Consider the following 19255-nt stretch of genomic DNA (forward strand, 5'->3'; position numbering starts at 1 on the left):
AAAGATGCAGGAAGGCTATACGCCCTTCTGCATCTTTTTTTGCATTTTGCTCTTACTCTTCCACTGCAAGCCGGAATTTATTTTCGAATAGACTCGCCATTAAGGCGCCAATTGTTAAGTTCATTACCATATTGGCAACAGCCGGTACCGCTGCGAGTGATCCGAAGTGCTCCATCGCAAGTGTTGCGGCAAGGGCAGTGTTGCAAATACCTGTATGGAATAAAATCGCGCGGGCGTTGCGCTCCGGTACGCCTAGCCATCTGGAGATGAAGTAGCCAGCGCCCATTGGGATGCTAACTTGTAATGTGACTGCTACGAATACAAGCGGTAGCACAGACAAGTTCTCGGACAGTGCTTGCTGGGCATTGGATATGACCGATAGGATGACTAGAAATAGTGCAAGTTGGGACAAGACTCCTGTATATGGTTTGAACTTCTCCACTTGGCGCTGAAACTTCCACTGAATCAGTAAACCGCTAATCAAAGGAAAGAACACGATATACATAATGTTAAGAAATAAAGGCCAGAATTCAATAGGTATAAAACGTCCTGCAAATGTCTGCAATAAAACCGGTGTCAACACAGGAGAAATGAATGTATCAAGCGTTGCCATCGTAATACTGAGCGCAACTTCACCTCCCGCAATAAACGTATAAATATTTGCAGATGTTCCGCTTGGTACCGTCCCCGCCAAAATAATGCCGGTCGCAATCTCTTCTTGATTGCCAAAAAATATATAGGCAATTCCTATTGATACTCCGACCATGATCGTCCATTTCAGCAAGATGCCAAGTAAAGCATATTTCGGGTTTTTGATGACGTTGAGCAGTTTCTCCGACGAAAGCGATATGCCCATCAGAAAGAAGATCGTTCCTAATCCAAAGCCCGTGAGTTGCCGGATTGAAATGAATGCATCCGGAATAGCGTAGGCAATGATGGATAAGAGTACGATCCAAAGTGGTAAGTACTTTGAAATGATTTTTGATATGGTTTGTATGGTTTTCATGTAGTTCTCCTCCTTACGAGGAAGTCCGTCTATGTTTTTTGTTATGAGCGGTTAACGCATTCAATAGAGCACTCAAGCCGCTACTATGAGCGCTTTCTTTGAACCTTTGAGCGCATTATCATACGTCGTCAATATATAGCAGAGACCGAGTTCATTGCTCCTCTTTTTGTACTTTATTTAACTTTTCTCTAGGTCTAACCAGATAATACGCATTGATCCAAGATGCTATTGGTATAACTAGCGCTATACCAAGCCCCGCACAAAGTATCAAAATCATTTCTGAACTAAATATCTTTGAATTGACAATATCTCCAATGGAGTAGTGCAAATCCTTGAACCAAATGAGCAATGCCAAATATCCTCCAAAGAAAGCGAAGAACAATGTATTCGTATCGGTTCCTAAAATATCTCGTCCTATACTGACGCCAGACTTAAATAATTCCTTCTTACTTAAACTGGGTGTATGCTTAAATACTTCATGCATGGTAGAAGCAATCGATATAGCGACGTCCATGATGGCTCCAATTGTACTCATAATAATGACGGATGCACCTATTTTTACAAAGTCTACACCAATATAGAGAGACATACCTGCGATTGCCTCTTCTTCCTCTTCACCAAATCCTTGAATCATGAGCTTTTGGGATACTAATACAATGAAAAACAATAATATACTAATGGTAATCATCGTCGAGATGAATGCTATTACCGTTTTGCTGTTCACTTCATTAATGTAAAATAAACTGACGCATCCTATAACTATGCAGGCGATAAATGTAATCAGAATAGGATTAGCGTTCGGATCCAACATAAAAAACATGGTGAAGAAGACGACACCAAAGTTAAAAAACAGCGAAATGAATGATCGCACTCCACTTTTTCCACCTACCCAGATCATCAATACGAGTAATATAACCGCGAGCCATACTATTACATTCATATTCTCGCCCTCTTTCGTTCAATAAAGAAGATCGCTGTATAGAGTCCTATAGGGATAGTTAAGACGATTCCAATCCCACCGGCTAATGCACGTGCTAATTCCAACGATAAATTCATCGAGAGTGCAAATCCTACGGGTGAAGCGTTTTTCAAATAGAGGATTAGCATGGGGATAGATCCACTTATATAAGCAAAAAATAGAATGCTTGTAATGGTTCCCATAATGTCTTTGCCGATATCTATGCCAGATGCTTTCAGCGCTTTAACGGATATAGTATGATCTCTTTCATATAATGCAAACATCGAAGACGACATCGTAATGGCCACATCCATGATGGCTCCAAGCGACCCGATAAACAACCCCGCCATGAAGATCGTGTGATAAGGACGCGTCAAAAACTGCATTTCTTCATAACGTAGCCCATTCCCTGAAGTGATCCAGATGACAAGAGACGTAATGGAAAGAGATATGACTGTTGCGACTAGCGTAGCTACAATTGCGGCATATGTTTTTTCGTTTCGGCCACTGACTAGTAAGAGTGAAATGGTTGTGAATAAACAGATACATATCCCGCAAACCACAAGTAAACTGACCTCATAAAATTTCACATAAATATCTAAAGCGAATGATAGTACCATGACGTTAATCACAAAGCCTACTATCGCCAATAGTCCTTGCTTATGCCCGACAATTAGCAGTGTAAATACGAAGATCCATGCAACGATCAATACGTATTTATCACGTTTTACGTCTGTTATACTCCCCGCTAGTTCTTCTACCTTAGAATCAATGGAGACGAAAACTTCATTTCCTATATGGTACTGTTGATCGTACGCCCCCGAGGATGAATACTCATTTACCAACTGGATTTCCCGACCTTTTTCTTCCCCATTCATGATCTTAGCTATGATGTGTTGGACAAATAGCGTATCTTCATTGCCATGCATGTCTGTTACATCAGTTTCTTCCTCTATTGTTGTATGGATTACCTTGGCGATCGGTCGATCATAAAATGAATAATTATGATTTACAAAAGCAATGGAAATGGTACAGCAAAATGCTAACAGAAAGAATAAGATCCACTGCAATGTTGTGATGTTTCTGATTCTATTCAAAATAATCCTCCTGACACTCCTAGGATGAGTCACAGATTAATCCTACCATGAATAAGACGTAGATTTGAAAAAAATATCTCTATTACCCCCAATGAGAAAAGCTCCGATTCCATTATAGGAAGAGAAGCGAATGTACCCATTTCCTGGACAGAAAACTGTTCTAGTAAATCCAGCACCTCCAAAACCACCACTTGATGGTAGAGTGTAACATCAATTCCTAGGAGTGTCCCACCTTCCATAAATCTTCCATGTTTCTTTGATCCCGTCAGCCAGTCAAAATCAAAAAACTCTACAACACGGACTTTTTCATCCAGTGGCTTTCGTTTTAAGGAATCTTGGATAAACAGTCCCGCTACGCGCAAAATTAGCTGAGCCTATAGAAGGGATTCAGGTAAGTCGGACTTCAGGAATTCCACCACTCCATGCTTTCATGAGCAGCTGCAACACTTCTGCTGTTTCAATGGTAGAAGATTTCTCCAACGTAACAGAACCTCCTTGATCGGTATGGCGCTGTTCTGCAATTACCCGATTGATCATTGCGGTTTGCTGGTGTTTTGTCGCCTCGTTGATCGATCGATGCATAACTGTGGCTGCTTTGCGCAAAGGTGTTTGCATTCCGCTTTCACAGGATGCTACGTTCAAGTAGTGGTTTATTTCTCTCGCTACTTCTTCAATAAACAGAAGAGCCTTCTTTGAATGCAAATCAATTTTCTGGTCAGCTATAGCGATTTCCCACCCCGCCACTTCAACCCGTAAAGCATGTCCCCATAAACTCTCAATGCCGTTCAGCAAAGGTACAAGTATGGTACATGTACGTGCCAGCTCCGTCTCCTGCATTACATTCGGCAATTGAATATATGAGGATAATGCTGCTTTTTCTTGTCTTTCTTTATTGTAAAAATGCACTACAATACCTTCACTTTCAAGCAGCTGTTTCATCAAACCGATAGCTGAGATTTCTTTATAGTCAATAGTAAGACCGTCAGTGGCATGAAGAAATCTTTCCCTATTGAAGTGGCTAAGCGAACATCCAAAAACGCGTTCTACTTGTTCAGCTTCAAATATACTCCAAGAGCCGCACGCTTGTACTTGTTCCATAAAATAATCGGGTATACATATATGCTTTTCTTTTATCTCGCTTGATAAAAATGATGTGATTCCATTGTCGGAAATATCCATAGTATATTGTTGGACTCTTGTCTTTCGCTGATAGAATGCTTTATCGAAGAACGACATCACTTCAGCTGGTAACGTCACATAGCCTTGGCTCAGTATCCAATATGCTTCCTGTACTTTCCGCAGACGCTGAACAGTTTCATGTTGCATGGCGGCCATTGCTATGAGCATCAATCTCTCCTGAGGCAGACCTATCTGTTTATCACAATAATTGGATGTTACAAACTCATTCATATATGGTTGCAACAGTGCAGAAGGGATCAATTGGTCACGTTCAGCAACAATCTGTAAGCCAAGCCATTTGATTTCGGTTACTGAATAATCATAGATCCATCGATCGTATAACCCATCCTGTAACAATTTCTTTACTACTTGATGAAATCCCGAAAACGCAGGCCCTCCACGCTGTTGTTCTACTTGTTTATACAATAACTGCAATAGTGCCCGTTCGGTTATCTTTTCCACTACTCTCATGTCGCGGTCTCCTTTCGTAAACAACAAAAAAACAATCATTCCGCCTCTTCGGCAAAATGATTGCAATAGTTGTGAATGAGGAAACAAAGTCAGGCAGCTTTAATATACTACACACAAAAATGCATAGATGTAGATACCTTTTTTGCTTCCACTCCTCAACCCCCGAAGAAAGTGTCGCTTTTTCGATACGTGGCAGGTCTCCTGGCTTCACTTCATCCTTCCGCAAGTTCCTTCCCATGTCTCCATAGTGGCTAATTCTAGCGGTCGTCCGTGTATACAGTTGCGGGGACAGCTCCGGTTGACGGATTCCCTTTTATACCTTGATAGGTACCAGCGCATCGTGCAAACTCATTTATTTTATTGCTATCATTTTATCATGGATAACATAGTGGGTGGTAGCGTTTGTATGCATTAGAAGAATCATGACATAACTAAATAGGGTACCTATGCAAAAAACATTGTGAGTACGTCCACAATCGTTTTGTGCTAGGCACCCCGTGTAGAGTGTTCTTCATTACTTACATTAGTTGTTGACCGCATAGACAGCCGCACTCCGCCAATCCTTGAACATATGCTTCTTCCCACGTGATTCCGTGGATGAAACCATTCTCCGAGTAGCCTGTGATTAAATAGAATGTTTCGTTCTGCTCCGGTAGTGATGAATTGTTCTGATAGTTGTTGTTTTTCATAAGAATTACCTCCTGGATTTTGTATTTTTCGTAGTATATGCCTTGCCGGGGAATAAAAGAACATTTTTTTCGGCATTTAATGATAATTGCCCATTTGACAGCGCTTACATTACGAAGTCAAAAGGAAGGAATTCTTTATATATATCCCCGAGTAAATATACTACAGACATACTTTATAATTCAGTGAATTCTGTTTATTGTACCACCCAAATAAATAATTGTAAATATAAAAGTTGTAATTCCCTGTTAACATTTGTAGATTTTCGAGAAGAACCTATGACTTCTCTATCATTTAATGACTAAAACACGACCTTATAACTTTTTATACAAAAAAATCTCCCTAAGTCCTCTTTACGACTTAGAGAGATCCGTAGTGATTAGGACATTTGCTTTTCGCAAATGTCGATGACTGCTCTGACAGAGTCAGCTGACTTGTCGAGTGCTATTTGTTCTTCCTTTGTTAACGGAAGTTCAATCACACTCTCGATACCATTGCCCCCGAGAACAGTGGGTACGCCTAAATAAATGTTTTGATATCCATATTCGCCCTCTAAATAAGCAATGGACGGCATAATTCGTTTCTTATCTTTAATAATTGCTTCAGCCATCTCAACCAAAGCCGCTGCCGGTGCGTAATAAGCGCTACCGTTACCTAGTAGTGAGACGATCTCACCACCGCCTTTTCGAGTGCGCTCCACAATTGCTTCTAGCCGTTCGTTCGAGATAATCTTATCCAATGGAATGCCGCCGGCGTACGAATAACGTACAAGTGGAACCATATCATCTCCGTGTCCACCAAGTACAAAGCCCGAAATATCCTCTACGGATATATTTAGTTCTTCCGAGATGAACGTAGTGAAACGCGCAGTATCAAGCACGCCTGATTGTCCAATTACGCGGTTTTTAGGAAAGCCAGTTGTTTTATAACATACATATGTCATCGCATCAACTGGATTACTTAAAATCAGCACGGTACTGTCTGGCGCGTAACGTTTCACTTGTTCGGAAACAGAACGCATAATCTTTGCATTGGTTGCAACTAAATCATCTCGACTCATACCTGGTTTACGTGCAACACCTGCTGTAATGATAACCATTGCGGCGCCTTCAATATCCTCGTAATTGGATGTACCTGTAATACGGGAATTAAATTGTTGTACAGGACTCGTCTGAAGAAGATCCAGTGCTTTCCCTTTAGTCGGATTGGAAAGATCCGGGATATCAACCAAGACAATGTCACCTAATTCTTTCTGTGCAGCCATCAATGCAGCCGTAGAGCCCGTGTGACCAGCTCCGATGACTGCAATTTTATGTCGTTTGAAAGCCATGAAAAACACTCCTTTATATAGACTTCAATATGAGGAATGCACTTATAGCACACCTATTCCTCAGTCTTTCTTCGGTGCCTTCTTCGCTTCTGCCAGTTTCTTAACTTGCGGAATTTCTGGAGTAGTCGACACTAGGGGTTTCACCATGCCATACACTGAATCATCGGGACGCGGTATTACATGCGCACCTAGTAATTCACCTACACGCGCTGCTGCGTCGCGACCTGCGTCAACAGCTGCCTGAACTGCTCCAACATCACCTTGAACGATGACCGTAACAATTCCACCATCGACCATCTCCTGTGATACCAACTCCACGTTGGATGCTTTCACCATTGCGTCTGCCGCTTCAATCGATCCAATCAATCCTTTTGTCTCAATCATTCCGATCGCTTGACTCATGTATATCACCTCTTTTCACTTCTGTTGAATCGATAATACCAATAATGACCGCGTCGATTGGGATCGGGTTTTCTTTCGGTAAAATAAAGCGTGAAGAACCGCCACTCGTAATGAGGACCTCGTCACCAACCCCTGCTCCAATCCGATCTGCCGCGACCATATGCGACTGTATATTATTTCCGTATGCATCAATTGGCTGGATGATTAACAGTTTAAGCCCTGCTAATCCATCCTCTTTACGGGTTGCCCATACGTTACCAATCACTCTACCCATTCGCATGCGTAATCACCTTTTTCTACTTTCTACTCGATATCGTTTTACCGAGTTCCCGTGCCGTATCTCTTGCTAGTGCCGTAACAATTGTGCCTTTATTAATAACGATTTCCTTTTCTGAAATCTCGGACACGTCTTCAGCCGACAAAAGTTTTTTTGTGAATTCATATGCCTCTGGAACATTTACTGGAGTAGGCGCCTTCACCGCTTCCGTCGTCGCTTGTACAGATGCCACTTCTTTCGCGTCACCCGATTTCACTAGACGACCAATTGATCCTTGTGTAATGAAACCTGCATTTGCTTCATCGGTATCAATATGCATTTCGAGACGATAACGCTCATTCACCCGAATACGGACATTGCGGAATGAAATGGCTCGGACTCCGTCTGCTTCCACCGTGACATACTCTCCATCTTCCACACCAAAGCGCGTAGCATCTGTAGGTGCCATATGGATATGTGCCTGCGCGATAATAAGTCCTTGGTCTATATGCACACTACCTTTTGGTCCGATTAATGTAATCGGTGCTGATCCCTCAATATTACCGGATTCCCGAAGTGGGGGCTTGACGCCGAGTTTCATGGCATCCGTAAAGCTGACCTCGACTTGGGTAGCTTTTCGGACAGGGCCTAAAATACGCACACGTTCAATACTACTTTTAGGTCCTGCAATCATCACCGTTTCGTTGGCGGCGAATTGGCCCGGCTGTGAAAGCTCGGACCGCTGTGTCAACTCATACCCTGCGCCAAACAATACTTCCACATGTTCAGGCTGTAAATGTACGTGACGGGCGGAAACCGCAATGGGAACCGCTCGTTCCGGCAATTGAACGGGACTTTTGCCCAGTTGTCCAAGAATTTCTCCGACAATTTGTTCAATCAATTGCTGATTCATCTAGTTCACGCCTTTCTACTATGTCAGCAGTGATTATTCGCTTTTTGGTAACATCAATTCTAATTCGTTATGTGGTCTTGGGATTACGTGAACAGAAAGCAATTCGCCCACACGTTGTGCTGAAGCAGCACCTGCATCTGTTGCTGCTTTTACTGCGCCTACATCACCGCGTACCATAACTGTTACGATTCCACCGCCAACATGTACTTTACCTACTAAGTTTACGCTTGCTGCTTTCACCATTGCGTCTGCTGCCTCAATTGCACCGATTAATCCTTTAGTTTCTACCATTCCTAATGCTGTACCTTCTCTGTTCATAATTGTTTCCTCCTAATAGTGTTTTATTTTGTAAGTTGTTTAACGATTTCACTGACTAAGTTCTGTACTAATGCTGGATCGATGTTGTTGTTTGTTGTGGCTGATACATTGTTCATCACACTGGATACGAGCTGATCATTGGAGCTTTCCGTCGACTCTGAATGCTTCGGCAATTGTACATCCTTCGTGCCATATGCCATCCGTTTAATGTTCAGCAAATGCGTAGCTGTGACATTGTCTGATGTAATATTGCCGCCGAATGTTCCGCAACCTAATGTGAATGATGGCATTAAGCCTGTCGTACCACCAACTGCTCCAACAGAGGACATCGTGTTGACCAAAATACGTGATACTGGCATTTCCATAGCGAATTCACGAGCTACTGCATCGATTTCGGTATGTAGTGCCAAGCTGTGTCCACGTCCGCCAAGGTTCAGTAAGTCGAGGCACACTTCTTTCGAGTGCTTCACACCGTCGACGACATACATAGCGAAAATAGGTGATAGTTTCTCCAATGAAAACGGTACGTCTTTACCGACTTTTGTTTCCATCCCGACAATTAGGCGCGTACCTTCTGGTAAAGAAATGCCTGCCATTTTCGCGATGAACTGTGGGCTCTTACCGACCACTTTTGGATTCACCTTACCGGGTACCGGTGAGATGACACCTTCCATAATCTTTTTCTCTTCATCCGATAAAATATACGCGCCATTTTTCTTCAGCTCACGCGTAACCAGGTCCACGACGTGCTTATCAACCACGATGGCTTGCTCGGTTGCACAAATCGTACCGTAATCGAATGACTTGCTGTCTACGATATCTTTTACCGCTTTTTCAATCTTTGCGGAACGTTCGATATAAACTGGTACATTACCAGGACCTACACCGTAAGCTGGTTTACCGGAGCTATATGCCGCTTTGACGAGCGCACTACCGCCTGTTGCAATGATAAGATTCACGTCTTTATGCGACATTAATTGCTGTGTAGCTTCCATTGAAGCCAGTGTGAGACATTGAATCAAACCTTCAGGGGCTCCAGCTGCAACCGCTGCTGCATCACATACTTTTAATGCTTCGTGTGTGCATTCCACTGCGTAAGGGTGAGGGCTAACTACAATGGAATTTCGTGTCTTCAATGAAATCAACGTTTTGAAGAACGCCGTCGATGTTGGGTTGGTCGTTGGGATGATTGCGGCAACTACACCGAACGGAGCAGCGATTTCCACGACCTTATTCATATGGTCCTCTTTGATGACACCGACCGTTTTCATATCTTTAATACTTTCGTATACATCACGGGAGCCCACTTCGTTCTTAATTTTCTTATGAGCTGCTACCCCCATACCTGTTTCATCTACCGCAAGTTGTGCAAGGCGACCGGATTGTTCAAAAGCGGCATCAGCAACGGCTTTGACAATCTTGTCAACTTGTTGCTGAGTATAGCCCATGAATTTCTCTTGTGCTTCTTTTGCAGTTTGGACGGCTGTACGCATTTGTTGTAAAGCCAATAAATCTTTATCCATTAATTGGACCAAATTAAAACACTCCTTTCTAGATACTTATCTATCAGTAACTTAACGGATCTTTCGCCATCTTCTGTATCGCTTCTCGAAATGCGTCGGCTGCTGCCTTGCAAGAAGACTGGCTGCCTGTCAGTAGACCACCGCCAAAGTTGGTTTCGGAGGGAGGTGCATAGAGTACACAAAGTGTAACGTCTGCAGCTTTTAGTGCAGCATCCAAACCGACAACGGCCTCAACAGGCGGTGCAATCAAGTATGCCAATGACTGTCCATCGGCTACATTGGCCATGTCAGCTAAGTAACTCCCACAACTGGAAATGGTATGCGCATATAACGCATGATCACGATTTCCGTTAATCGCCTCAAAATACGCTTCGTGCTCTATCGTTATACGAATCGAATCAAGACCACTTTTTACTTCTTCCGGCGACGAGCCAGCTATGACTCCTATAAACTCTCCCGATAACGGACCAGAAGAGTGAGCTGAGCCCGCGTAAAAACTTTTTGCATAGACCACTTCCACATCGCTATGCTTCGTTGCTGCATCAATTGCTGTATAGCCGACGTCGTCAATTGTCGTCGTGATCAACCCAAGACTACGCTGATGAGGCTTCAATCGGAACTTCTCAGCAAGTTCCGGACTGACATTCGAAATGACTTGCATCGACAATATGTCTGCATAGATTTTCACTTGCCCTCCTCCTTCCTTATCCTTCCTTTTGAACAAGCGATACACCGCTCGCTTCATATTTCAAGATTTTCTGAATAACCGTTCCAAGAAATGCACCCGCTTCAACAGGAGGGATTCCGCCTTTATGAATATTGGAGATGACCATACGATCCGCTTCAATCGTGCCATGTCTAGGCTTGTAGCATATATAAGCACTTAGCGACTCTGCAGACACAAGACCCGGACGTTCACCGATCAGCATGACGACAACGTCAGGCTGCAACAGCTCTCCGATATCGTCCATCACGGCAACTCGCCCCTTATCAACATAAAACGTTGTTCCCATATCAATATTCAAGTTGTTAAGTGATTGTTGTAATGATAAGTAAACGTCTTCCAAATTTTCTTCGATTGCTTTCGCACTCAGTCCATTTGACGCTACAATTTGTACGACAGGTGATTTTTTACAACGCTCTTGAATCAAAGCTCTTGCTTCGTCTGAAAGCTTTCTACCAAGATCCGGGCGTCGAATGTATTCCTCTTTATCTGACACTTTGGATTGCACTTGGAACAATCCTAGCTGTTCGAGCAAGTCATCACGTACTTCACCGTAGACTGCGTCAACTGCTGCAGCGTGATCCAGTCGGAACTGTAGCCACGTCTTCGTTTTCGGACGTGAGCCTGCGCGCCCGACCCCTATTCTAGCTGGTGTTTTCTTACGATATTCTGCCAGCTTGTCTTCCTCAAGATCTTCTTGTGGTTTTGATTTCGGATTACCATACGCCGTCGTCGGTTTTGGTTTTACGGTGGAAATATTCCGCTTCGGCCCTTGTGTCGTACTATGGAACACCACCGCTCCGCTAGGCGATTTTTTCACAGTTTCCACTTCCAACTGCCCAATAGGTCGCCGTGAAAACAACTCTACTTTCTGTTCGTTCGTTGGCTGTTGTTGTATGGTTTGACCACTACTCGCAGCCTCTAGTTTTTCTACAACCATTTTTGTGATTTGCTGAATTAAATCCTCATTCAAGTCTATCCACCTCCTATCGATTGAAGAGTGTGAGATCTCCAGCATATTTACTCAACATGCCATTTTCGTAAATCCCCATCTTTTCAAGCCATTTCAAGTATTCAGGTGCTGGTGTTTTACCCATCGTCTGAAGAACGGTCGCCACGTCATGGTAGCTCATGGACTGGTAATTCAGCATAACGTCATCACCCATAGGGGCTGCGATGATGAAATTCACACCTGCCGCTGATAATAAGATACTTAAATCTTCAATGTCATTTTGGTCTGCTTTAATATGGTTCGTATAGCAAATGTCTACACCCATCGGCAGTCCATGTAGCTTGCCCATAAAGTGATCTTCAAGGCCCGCTCGGATCACTTGCTTACTGTTATATAAATATTCCGGACCAATAAATCCGACAACTGTGTTGACAATGTACGGATCATAATGTCGTGCAAAACCGTAGTTCCGTGCTTCCATGGTTACTTGATCTACGCCATAATGCGCTTCAGCCGACAGTTCGGATCCTTGTCCTGTTTCAAAATACAATGTTTGAGGACCAGTACCCGTACCCATTTTCAGCGATAGATCTTTCGCTTCCGCAATTAATTCTGCTGAAATACCAAATGAACGATGGGCTTTTTCCGTTCCTGCGATACTTTGGAAAATCATATCCGCAGGAGCTCCCTGTTCGATTGCTTTCATCTGTGTCGTAACGTGTGCAAGTACACAGTTTTGTGTTGGGATTTCCCATTCATCAATAAAGTCTTTCGTCGCATTCAATACACGCTTTACGCTTTCTACGGAATCATCTACAGGATTGATCCCAATTACCGCATCACCGATACCGTAAGACAAGCCTTCTTTTAACGAAGTGATGATTCCATCAATATTGTCCGTCGGGTGATTCGGTTGCAGGCGGGAAGACAAAGTACCCTTTTGACCGATTGTAATATTACACGTTGATAAGATTTCGATTTTATTTGCCGCGTGTACTAAGTCCAGATTGGACATCAGCTTTGTTACAGCCGCAATGACTTCCGAAGTCAATCCGCGACTGAGACGTTTTAATTCGCGGTCCCCTACTTCATTACTCAAAATGTATTCGCGCAGTTCTGCGATACTCCAGTTCTGGATTCCACTGTAGACCTTCTCGTTAATATCATTTTCAATAATCAGTGAGACTTCATCATCTTCGATTGGGATCAGTGGATTGTTACGGATGTCGCTTATAAGCAACTCACTAACGACTGTTTTGGCAGCGATTCGTTCTTGCACGGTTTCCGCCGCAATTCCTGCGAGACGATCTCCAGATTTCTCTTCATTCGCTTTTGCTAGCACTTCTTTTAGGTCATGGAACACATATCGTTCGCCGCCTAATGTAGTGGATAAATTCACGTACAAGACCTCCTTTACGTTGTATGGAATGTTAAGGTTTTCACAACGACCGGTACGACGCCTGAGGTGAGCGCATTGCCGATATCGATGTAATCGCCTGTTTCCACATTAATTTGATCTATACAAATAATGCTTTGTTTCACTTGTAATGCCGCCAACGTTTGGCCAATCACTTTAGCGTGATCTGATTGAATGACCAATATAATCGGTTGTTCAGGGCGCGGCCTCTCGTTCATGATCTGAACAATTGCCTTGGCCAATCTCTGCACATCGCGAAATCCGAGATAGGGAAGATTGGACAGATAGAGAGCGAAGTTTTGTCCTTCTTTCGCAGAGTCGTATAAAGTAACCGCCTGCTGAACCGCGTCTTCAAATCGGGATAATCCTATCTCGAGATTTCCTTCAAAATCATATTGGTAAATCGGAATGTTCTTTAATGGCAACTCATGTGGCGCAATCTGTATGGTAGCTCCGCTAATTTCAGTAGTCTGTGTTCCAGCTCCCAATACAGTAGCCCGTACAGTTTCTACCGGCTCTTGCCAAGTAAAGTGTTGTAGTGATGTGTTTTGTAGCAGTGCCTCCGCAAGTTGCATGCCGATATCGTCGTACCGCGCTATTTGGACTTCACCGGAAGTATGATGATACATACATTCGGAAATACCACCTGAAAAGACGATGGTATCGATTGGTTGCAACCAGTTCGGTTCATGACCTAGCAAAAGCACTCGATCTTGTGCCTGAACTTCTTTCTTCAAAATACGCGCCATCGCTTCTGCCATATAAGTCGTTACGAATGATACAGCTGATGCATTTTTGGGGTCACCGACTTGTAACGTATAGCCTTGGTCTTGCAATAACCGTTCGACTGACGGTGAAATGGTACGGACTTTTCCGTGTTCAAATTCGATCAAGCGACCCCCGATATGCATCGTACATGTACCAAGAAGTTGCTTGTCTTTGAATACTGCAATATTTGCTGTCCCTCCACCAATGTCTATATTGGCAATTACCTGGCCACTTTTTCCAGATGATTCATAGCTGCCTGACCCTTTTGCTGCGATAATTCCTTCTAAGTCAGGGCCTGCCGTTGCGACGAGGAAATCGCCTGCTTCATCAGACAACTGATGCAACATTTCACTGGCGTTTCGTTTGGTTGCGGTTTCACCTGTAATAATGACAGCGCCTGTTTCTATCTGCGAAGGCTGGATTCCTGCCTTGTCGTATTCAGTGCGTATAATCTGTTGGACACCCGCTACATCAATCGTCACTGCGTCTTGCAATGGTGTTCGAAATACTGGGCTCTTGTAGAGTATTTCTTTATCTGTAATTTCTATTCGTGGCACATGTGTTGCACCCGCTACATTACGTAGAGAAAAACGACTGATAATCAGTTTTGTCGTGCTTGTGCCAATATCAATTCCTGCACTAATAATTGTTTCGTGCTTATTGAAATTGCTCACGCCCACACTCCTTTCTGATTACTTACTGCCCTGTACTTTTAATTATATCTAGCTTAGACACCAGCTTCCGGGTCATTTCAATCTTCCCAATAACGTACAAAGTATGCACTTTGTCGGGAAGATTACAAACGCCTGTCGGAGTTAGACGGCGTCTTGCGCTTTTGATATAAAAAAGACGCCTTTACAAACCCATGGATTTTCCCATGGGATGTAAAGGCGTCTTTGCCGTTTTTATTCACTTGTATGAAATTTACTATATCAAATTCCTATCTGGCTGTAAAGAAAATTAGCCGTGGAAGATCAAGTACTTATCGGCTTTTGATTCTACGTAATGCCGCATCGCCGGAAGGTCGTTCAGCTTTGTCAATTCCTTTATATGCTTGATCCCCATACCCGTTTTGGAAGAAATCATGACAATGGGTCCGACGTTCATGACAGTCTTTAACATGCCAAGTGAACGATCTATATCCGCTTCCGGAAGATCGCATTTGGTGATGACCCCGATGGGTAGTTTCGGGATTCCCATGCTGAAACCTGGTGGAAAAATAAGCTTTTCACTCGTTGCGTCTTGCAAATACAGTACATGCGTTACTTCAAGCGCGGTGGCCATAATATTTTTGTAGAACATTGGATTTTCTGTGTACTCGCCCGGTGTATCGACAATCCAATCATAATAACTGAGCGTTTGCGTTTTGAAAGCTTCTACTTTTCGGCCCAATAAAGCATTCGTCAATGTAGACTTTCCCGCCCGTACCGCACCGATCAGCATTGCCTTGTTTCGCATCGTCCTCACTCCTTATGATTTTGTGATTTCAGCTGGCGTATACTTTAACTTCTCCGATAAAAAACGATTAATCTCCAGCATAGCCATCTCTACTTCGGAGACGCTCCCTACGATGACAAGACTTCCTGTAAATCGATCGAGGAATCCAATTTGAACATTTGCTGCTTTCGTAGCTAAGTCCCCCGCGATAATTACCGTCTCACTCGGTGTACAAGTGAGAATACCTAAAGCTCCAGCTTCCTGGATGCCTAACTTCTGAAACATGTCTGGATCGGGATTAGCGATCAAATGACTGAGTGTAATCTGTTTTCCTGGAACGAATTCCTGTATAAATCGTTTCTTGTCTTCGCTCATTATACACACTCCTTGTTTATATTTTTATGCTTTAGCGGCGGGAGCTTTCGTTTCAACATCTTCGTACTCGCCTTCGCGAATAATTCCCGCTTCACGGTCTTGCTTTTCCAACCTTAATGCTGTTGGTACAGACAGCTTGTATGCAATGATAACCGCGATGATACCCGCACTTAATTTACCTAGTATAACCGGTAAAATTATATTGGGTTGGAAATTCGCTGTGAAAGATAAATGATCACCTAGCAAGAATGCAGCACACACTGCGAATGCGATATTGATAACTTTATCTTTTGGTTTCATGTAACGAACTAATGAGAACATCGCCAAGATATTCGCGACAGTCGCAAGTAGACCCGCGCTACCTTCAGGCGAAAGCCCAATTTTCTTTCCCGCGGCTTCCAAAGGTGTCCCCATGTACTTTCGAATCAAGTAAATCATTGGGAATGCACCCGCTAACATAATACCAATATATCCGGCTGTTTCAAGTGCACGGAATTGGTCTGCTTTATCCGCCATGATTGGATCAAAGCCCCAAACACCAAAGATCTTAGTAAAGATACCCGTAAATACTTCTACAATAGAGAACACTAATACAAGTTTAATGGCAGCGTCCATCACACGGCCAAAAATCATAAATCCGTTAATCATAATACGTGGAACGAACTTCAGTCCGACCGCGATCAATACAACAAATAGTAATAATGGCAATAAATTTATGAAGATTTGTAAATAACTAATCGCAAACTCATAATTGGATGTAGCCGTCGTGCTGATTACATCACGCACGTCCGTGTTGAACAAAACAACTAATACCGATGCAATAAATGCACCGATTGGAATCGTCAATACACCTGACATGATGCCAAGCGCCATGTACTTATGGTCTCGTTTATCTAGCATGGCAAGTCCCATTGGAATAGAGAAGACGATTGTTGCTCCGGACATGAAACCAACGATCAGCGCCATGATCCATCCTTCATTTGTAACCTTTAGCGCTTCCGCTAACTGATAACCACCCATATCTGAAGCCAGAATAGTAGTTGCAGCAAGTGCCGGATCTGCCCCGATTGAATTAAATACAGGACCAATGAATTTACTGATAAACCAGGTCAAGTAGGGTATAGACGCCATGATTCCTGCTGCAGGAACGAAGATATGCCCAACAGCGTGTAATCCAGACATGAATTCCTTACCTAATCCCTCTTCCGGATTTTTTATTGAAGCAAATGCCCCTGCAACTGCACAGGCCATGATAATGTAGACAATTACCGTACCGATCATTTCCATTTGAGTTTCCCCCTATTACTTTCTTATAGTGTTACCGTCCACCTTGTATTAATACACTTGCCACCACCTTTAAATCTAATGACAAATTCTGAAAAAAGAAGACAAAAAGACGCTTAAAGAAGGTATCTCTTTAAGCGTCTTTGCTTAGGTCTATTTACTTGTGCGAATCTATAATCTCTACTGCAAGTGACTCCATTGTCATTTGCCTTGACATACTTGTATCACGCATTTTTTTAAATGCCTGTTGCTCGGTTAAGTTCTCTGAATTCATCAGAATACCTTTTGCCCGTTCGATGACTTTCCGCTTTTCCACTTCCTGTTTTGCCTGCTGAATACCGTCTTTTAGCCGGTGTACTTTACTGGATTGATGCAGTGCAACTTCAATTGCAGGAATTAAATTGGCTTCAGAAATGGGCTTGACTAAATAGCCGACCACACTGTCTTGCTGTGCCTTTTCCACAAATTCTTTTTGACTGTACGCGGTAATGATTAAAATCGGTATATCCAGTTGTTCTCCGATGATTCGACTGGCTTTTAGCCCATTCATCTTCGGCATTTTAATATCCATCAAAATTAAATCAGGTTTATGCAAAAAGGCTAGCTCGATCGCTCGATCACCATCGCCTGCTTCCCCAACGACTTCATAGCCATGGTCTTGCAAAGTCATTTTTAGATCCATGCGAATAATTGATTCGTCTTCCGCTATCAAGATTCGTTTACCCATTAAAAATCTCCACCTCCGCACCCACTGGGAAATTGATTACTGCATGAGTCCCGATTTCCCTGGGCACATATAGGAACTCACCATTTAAGTCATTGGTTACTAAGTTGTGGATAATTTCCGTGCCGAGTGACGTTTGCGGATTCTTCATTCCAACGCCGTTGTCGGAAACGTGAAGTTCTACAAAGTCATGATCCACAATAAATTCCACATTAATAATTCCTTCTTCTTTGCCTCGAAATGCATGCTTTAGGGAGTTTTGTATGAGCTCATTAATAATCAATGCTATTGAAACCGCTTTCTTAGAGGTTGTTATTATTTTATTGCCATTCGGCTCAATAATCAAGTCTACTTTTAAGTTGTAATCGTTTAGTACCATCGTGGAACAAATTTTTCTTGTCAAATCTATAATATTTACATCATCGTCGTCTGCATCTTCCTTCGTAAGGATAATTTCATACACAGAGGAAATGCTATATATCCGGTTAAGTGTTTCCTCAAAAGCAGATCGGTTATTAGCTGATATGCCATTACGCATTTGCAATCTTATCAAGCTTGCGACAGTTTGCAAATTATTTTTAACCCGATGATGTATTTCTTTAATGACGACAGATTTCATCATCAATTCTTTTTCCTTTGTTCGAAGTTCAGTAATATCTTGGACGATCAACAACGTTTCTTGAGACTTATTTTTTTCACGCATTCTTATTTTTTTTACAATTAAATTTTTGTCCTGAATCGTCAACTCAAAGACAAATACATCCTCTTCCTGCTCATAAACTGTCCGCAAAAACGGTAGCATTTCCAATAAATCTCGATACAATACGTCATCCCGTCCGCTCATTTCAGAAATAAGCTTTAACCCCGAGGGATTTGCATAAACTAATCGATTACTAGCATCAGTCAAAATAAGCATCTCCATCAATAAATCCGAGACTACTCCAAGACCCGAATTCGTCAGTTGATCTTCCGCCGTTTCTGTAACTACCGAAAACCTTTTTATATCGTCAGCCGGTAGCGGTGAGGTGACTTGTTTCTCAGAAACCAACACACCGATCACTTGATGATAGGTGTTCTTAATGGGTACCACGGTTTGATGCACCACGATACCTTCTTGTGTCATCGCCTGCTGTATGATAGATTTCTTTCCGTTACGATAAGAATAAAAAACGCCCGGTTCAAAAGACTCAAATACAATCTTTCCAATGACAGAATTAGTATACAGTGGAGTACACCCCACTGGAAAAGCCTCTGCAACGACAATCGCTTGATTACTCGGTTTTAATTTACAATCAATGAACATATACGAATTGGACAGATCTGCATAGGTTTGTAAGCTAAACGCCATCTCTTGCAAAATCTGCACATCTTGATTAGTCAATTCCGTATGTAATTTACAAAGTTTCTCTACTGTTGATTTTACCAATACGCCAC

The 19255-nt window shown here is 42.7% G+C and carries 20 protein-coding genes and 1 riboswitch; all 20 genes read right to left on the minus strand.

All coding sequences use genetic code 11. The features are described 5' to 3' along the window. Positions 1 to 52: 52 nt before the first annotated feature. The 20 genes from CSV75_RS10840 to CSV75_RS10935 all read right to left on the minus strand — a co-directional run bounded on the left by CSV75_RS10840 (position 53) and on the right by CSV75_RS10935 (position 19247). Positions 53 to 1006: a bile acid:sodium symporter family protein gene (locus CSV75_RS10840; protein ID WP_099675827.1), complete on the minus strand. Its 954-nt coding sequence runs from the start codon at positions 1004 to 1006 to the stop codon at positions 53 to 55. A 151-nt stretch (positions 1007 to 1157) separates the two neighbouring features. Continuing rightward, a complete protein-coding gene (locus tag CSV75_RS10845) occupies positions 1158 to 1946 on the minus strand; it encodes a YibE/F family protein (RefSeq protein ID WP_099675828.1) in 789 nt (262 codons plus the stop codon). Beyond that, positions 1943 to 3064, minus strand: a complete 1122-nt coding sequence (locus tag CSV75_RS10850) for a YibE/F family protein (protein WP_369825377.1) — start codon at positions 3062 to 3064, stop codon at positions 1943 to 1945. Before CSV75_RS10850 ends, CSV75_RS10845 begins: the two co-directional genes overlap by 4 nt. 384 nt (positions 3065 to 3448) lie before the next feature. Beyond that, positions 3449 to 4711 (minus strand): hypothetical protein, encoded by a 1263-nt coding sequence (locus CSV75_RS10860; RefSeq protein ID WP_144034780.1) that lies wholly within the window; start codon positions 4709 to 4711, stop codon positions 3449 to 3451. Positions 4712 to 4885: 174 nt separating this feature from the next. Next, positions 4886 to 5062, minus strand: a riboswitch (cobalamin riboswitch). 167 nt (positions 5063 to 5229) lie between these two features. Continuing rightward, positions 5230 to 5400, minus strand: a complete 171-nt coding sequence (locus CSV75_RS16320; RefSeq protein WP_158231650.1) for a hypothetical protein — start codon at positions 5398 to 5400, stop codon at positions 5230 to 5232. A gap of 377 nt (positions 5401 to 5777) precedes the next feature. Beyond that, positions 5778 to 6728 (minus strand): malate dehydrogenase, encoded by a 951-nt coding sequence (gene mdh, locus CSV75_RS10865; protein WP_099630441.1) that lies wholly within the window; start codon positions 6726 to 6728, stop codon positions 5778 to 5780. 60 nt (positions 6729 to 6788) lie between these two features. Then, positions 6789 to 7130: a BMC domain-containing protein gene (locus CSV75_RS10870; RefSeq protein WP_099630440.1), complete on the minus strand. Its 342-nt coding sequence runs from the start codon at positions 7128 to 7130 to the stop codon at positions 6789 to 6791. Beyond that, positions 7105 to 7410 (minus strand): EutN/CcmL family microcompartment protein, encoded by a 306-nt coding sequence (locus tag CSV75_RS10875; protein WP_099673066.1) that lies wholly within the window; start codon positions 7408 to 7410, stop codon positions 7105 to 7107. The genes CSV75_RS10870 and CSV75_RS10875 overlap by 26 nt, the downstream gene beginning before the upstream one ends. Positions 7411 to 7426: 16 nt before the next feature. Next, positions 7427 to 8299: a phosphate propanoyltransferase gene (gene pduL, locus CSV75_RS10880; RefSeq protein ID WP_099675832.1), complete on the minus strand. Its 873-nt coding sequence runs from the start codon at positions 8297 to 8299 to the stop codon at positions 7427 to 7429. A gap of 33 nt (positions 8300 to 8332) precedes the next feature. Beyond that, positions 8333 to 8617 carry a BMC domain-containing protein gene (locus CSV75_RS10885; protein ID WP_029053414.1) on the minus strand — a complete coding sequence of 95 codons (285 nt, stop codon included), beginning with the start codon at positions 8615 to 8617 and terminating at the stop codon, positions 8333 to 8335. A 23-nt stretch (positions 8618 to 8640) separates the two neighbouring features. After that, a complete protein-coding gene (locus CSV75_RS10890) occupies positions 8641 to 10140 on the minus strand; it encodes an aldehyde dehydrogenase family protein (RefSeq protein ID WP_199171354.1) in 1500 nt (499 codons plus the stop codon). A 43-nt stretch (positions 10141 to 10183) separates the two neighbouring features. Next, positions 10184 to 10885 (minus strand): ethanolamine utilization microcompartment protein EutL, encoded by a 702-nt coding sequence (gene eutL, locus CSV75_RS10895; RefSeq protein ID WP_099675834.1) that lies wholly within the window; start codon positions 10883 to 10885, stop codon positions 10184 to 10186. Continuing rightward, positions 10845 to 11843 (minus strand): ethanolamine ammonia-lyase subunit EutC, encoded by a 999-nt coding sequence (gene eutC / locus CSV75_RS10900; protein WP_369825378.1) that lies wholly within the window; start codon positions 11841 to 11843, stop codon positions 10845 to 10847. Before eutC ends, eutL begins: the two co-directional genes overlap by 41 nt. A gap of 7 nt (positions 11844 to 11850) precedes the next feature. Beyond that, complete coding sequence (locus CSV75_RS10905) at positions 11851 to 13215, minus strand: ethanolamine ammonia-lyase subunit EutB (protein ID WP_099675836.1); 1365 nt, start codon at positions 13213 to 13215, stop codon at positions 11851 to 11853. Positions 13216 to 13229: 14 nt separating this feature from the next. Next, the gene (locus tag CSV75_RS10910) at positions 13230 to 14675 is read right to left on the minus strand and encodes an ethanolamine ammonia-lyase reactivating factor EutA (protein ID WP_099675837.1); all 1446 of its coding nucleotides are present in this window, start codon (positions 14673 to 14675) and stop codon (positions 13230 to 13232) included. 286 nt (positions 14676 to 14961) lie between these two features. Beyond that, positions 14962 to 15459 (minus strand): EutP/PduV family microcompartment system protein, encoded by a 498-nt coding sequence (locus CSV75_RS10915; RefSeq protein ID WP_099675838.1) that lies wholly within the window; start codon positions 15457 to 15459, stop codon positions 14962 to 14964. A gap of 12 nt (positions 15460 to 15471) precedes the next feature. Next, a complete protein-coding gene (eutS, locus tag CSV75_RS10920) occupies positions 15472 to 15813 on the minus strand; it encodes an ethanolamine utilization microcompartment protein EutS (RefSeq protein WP_099630432.1) in 342 nt (113 codons plus the stop codon). A gap of 24 nt (positions 15814 to 15837) precedes the next feature. Next, positions 15838 to 17100, minus strand: a complete 1263-nt coding sequence (gene eutH / locus CSV75_RS10925) for an ethanolamine utilization protein EutH (protein ID WP_099675839.1) — start codon at positions 17098 to 17100, stop codon at positions 15838 to 15840. Between the two features lie 154 nt (positions 17101 to 17254). Continuing rightward, positions 17255 to 17824: an ANTAR domain-containing response regulator gene (locus CSV75_RS10930; protein WP_099675840.1), complete on the minus strand. Its 570-nt coding sequence runs from the start codon at positions 17822 to 17824 to the stop codon at positions 17255 to 17257. Then, positions 17817 to 19247, minus strand: a complete 1431-nt coding sequence (locus tag CSV75_RS10935) for a sensor histidine kinase (protein ID WP_099675841.1) — start codon at positions 19245 to 19247, stop codon at positions 17817 to 17819. Before CSV75_RS10935 ends, CSV75_RS10930 begins: the two co-directional genes overlap by 8 nt. Positions 19248 to 19255 lie beyond the last annotated feature (8 nt).

This window comes from Sporosarcina sp. P18a (assembly GCF_002743135.1).
In the GTDB taxonomy this organism is placed as follows: domain Bacteria; phylum Bacillota; class Bacilli; order Bacillales_A; family Planococcaceae; genus Sporosarcina.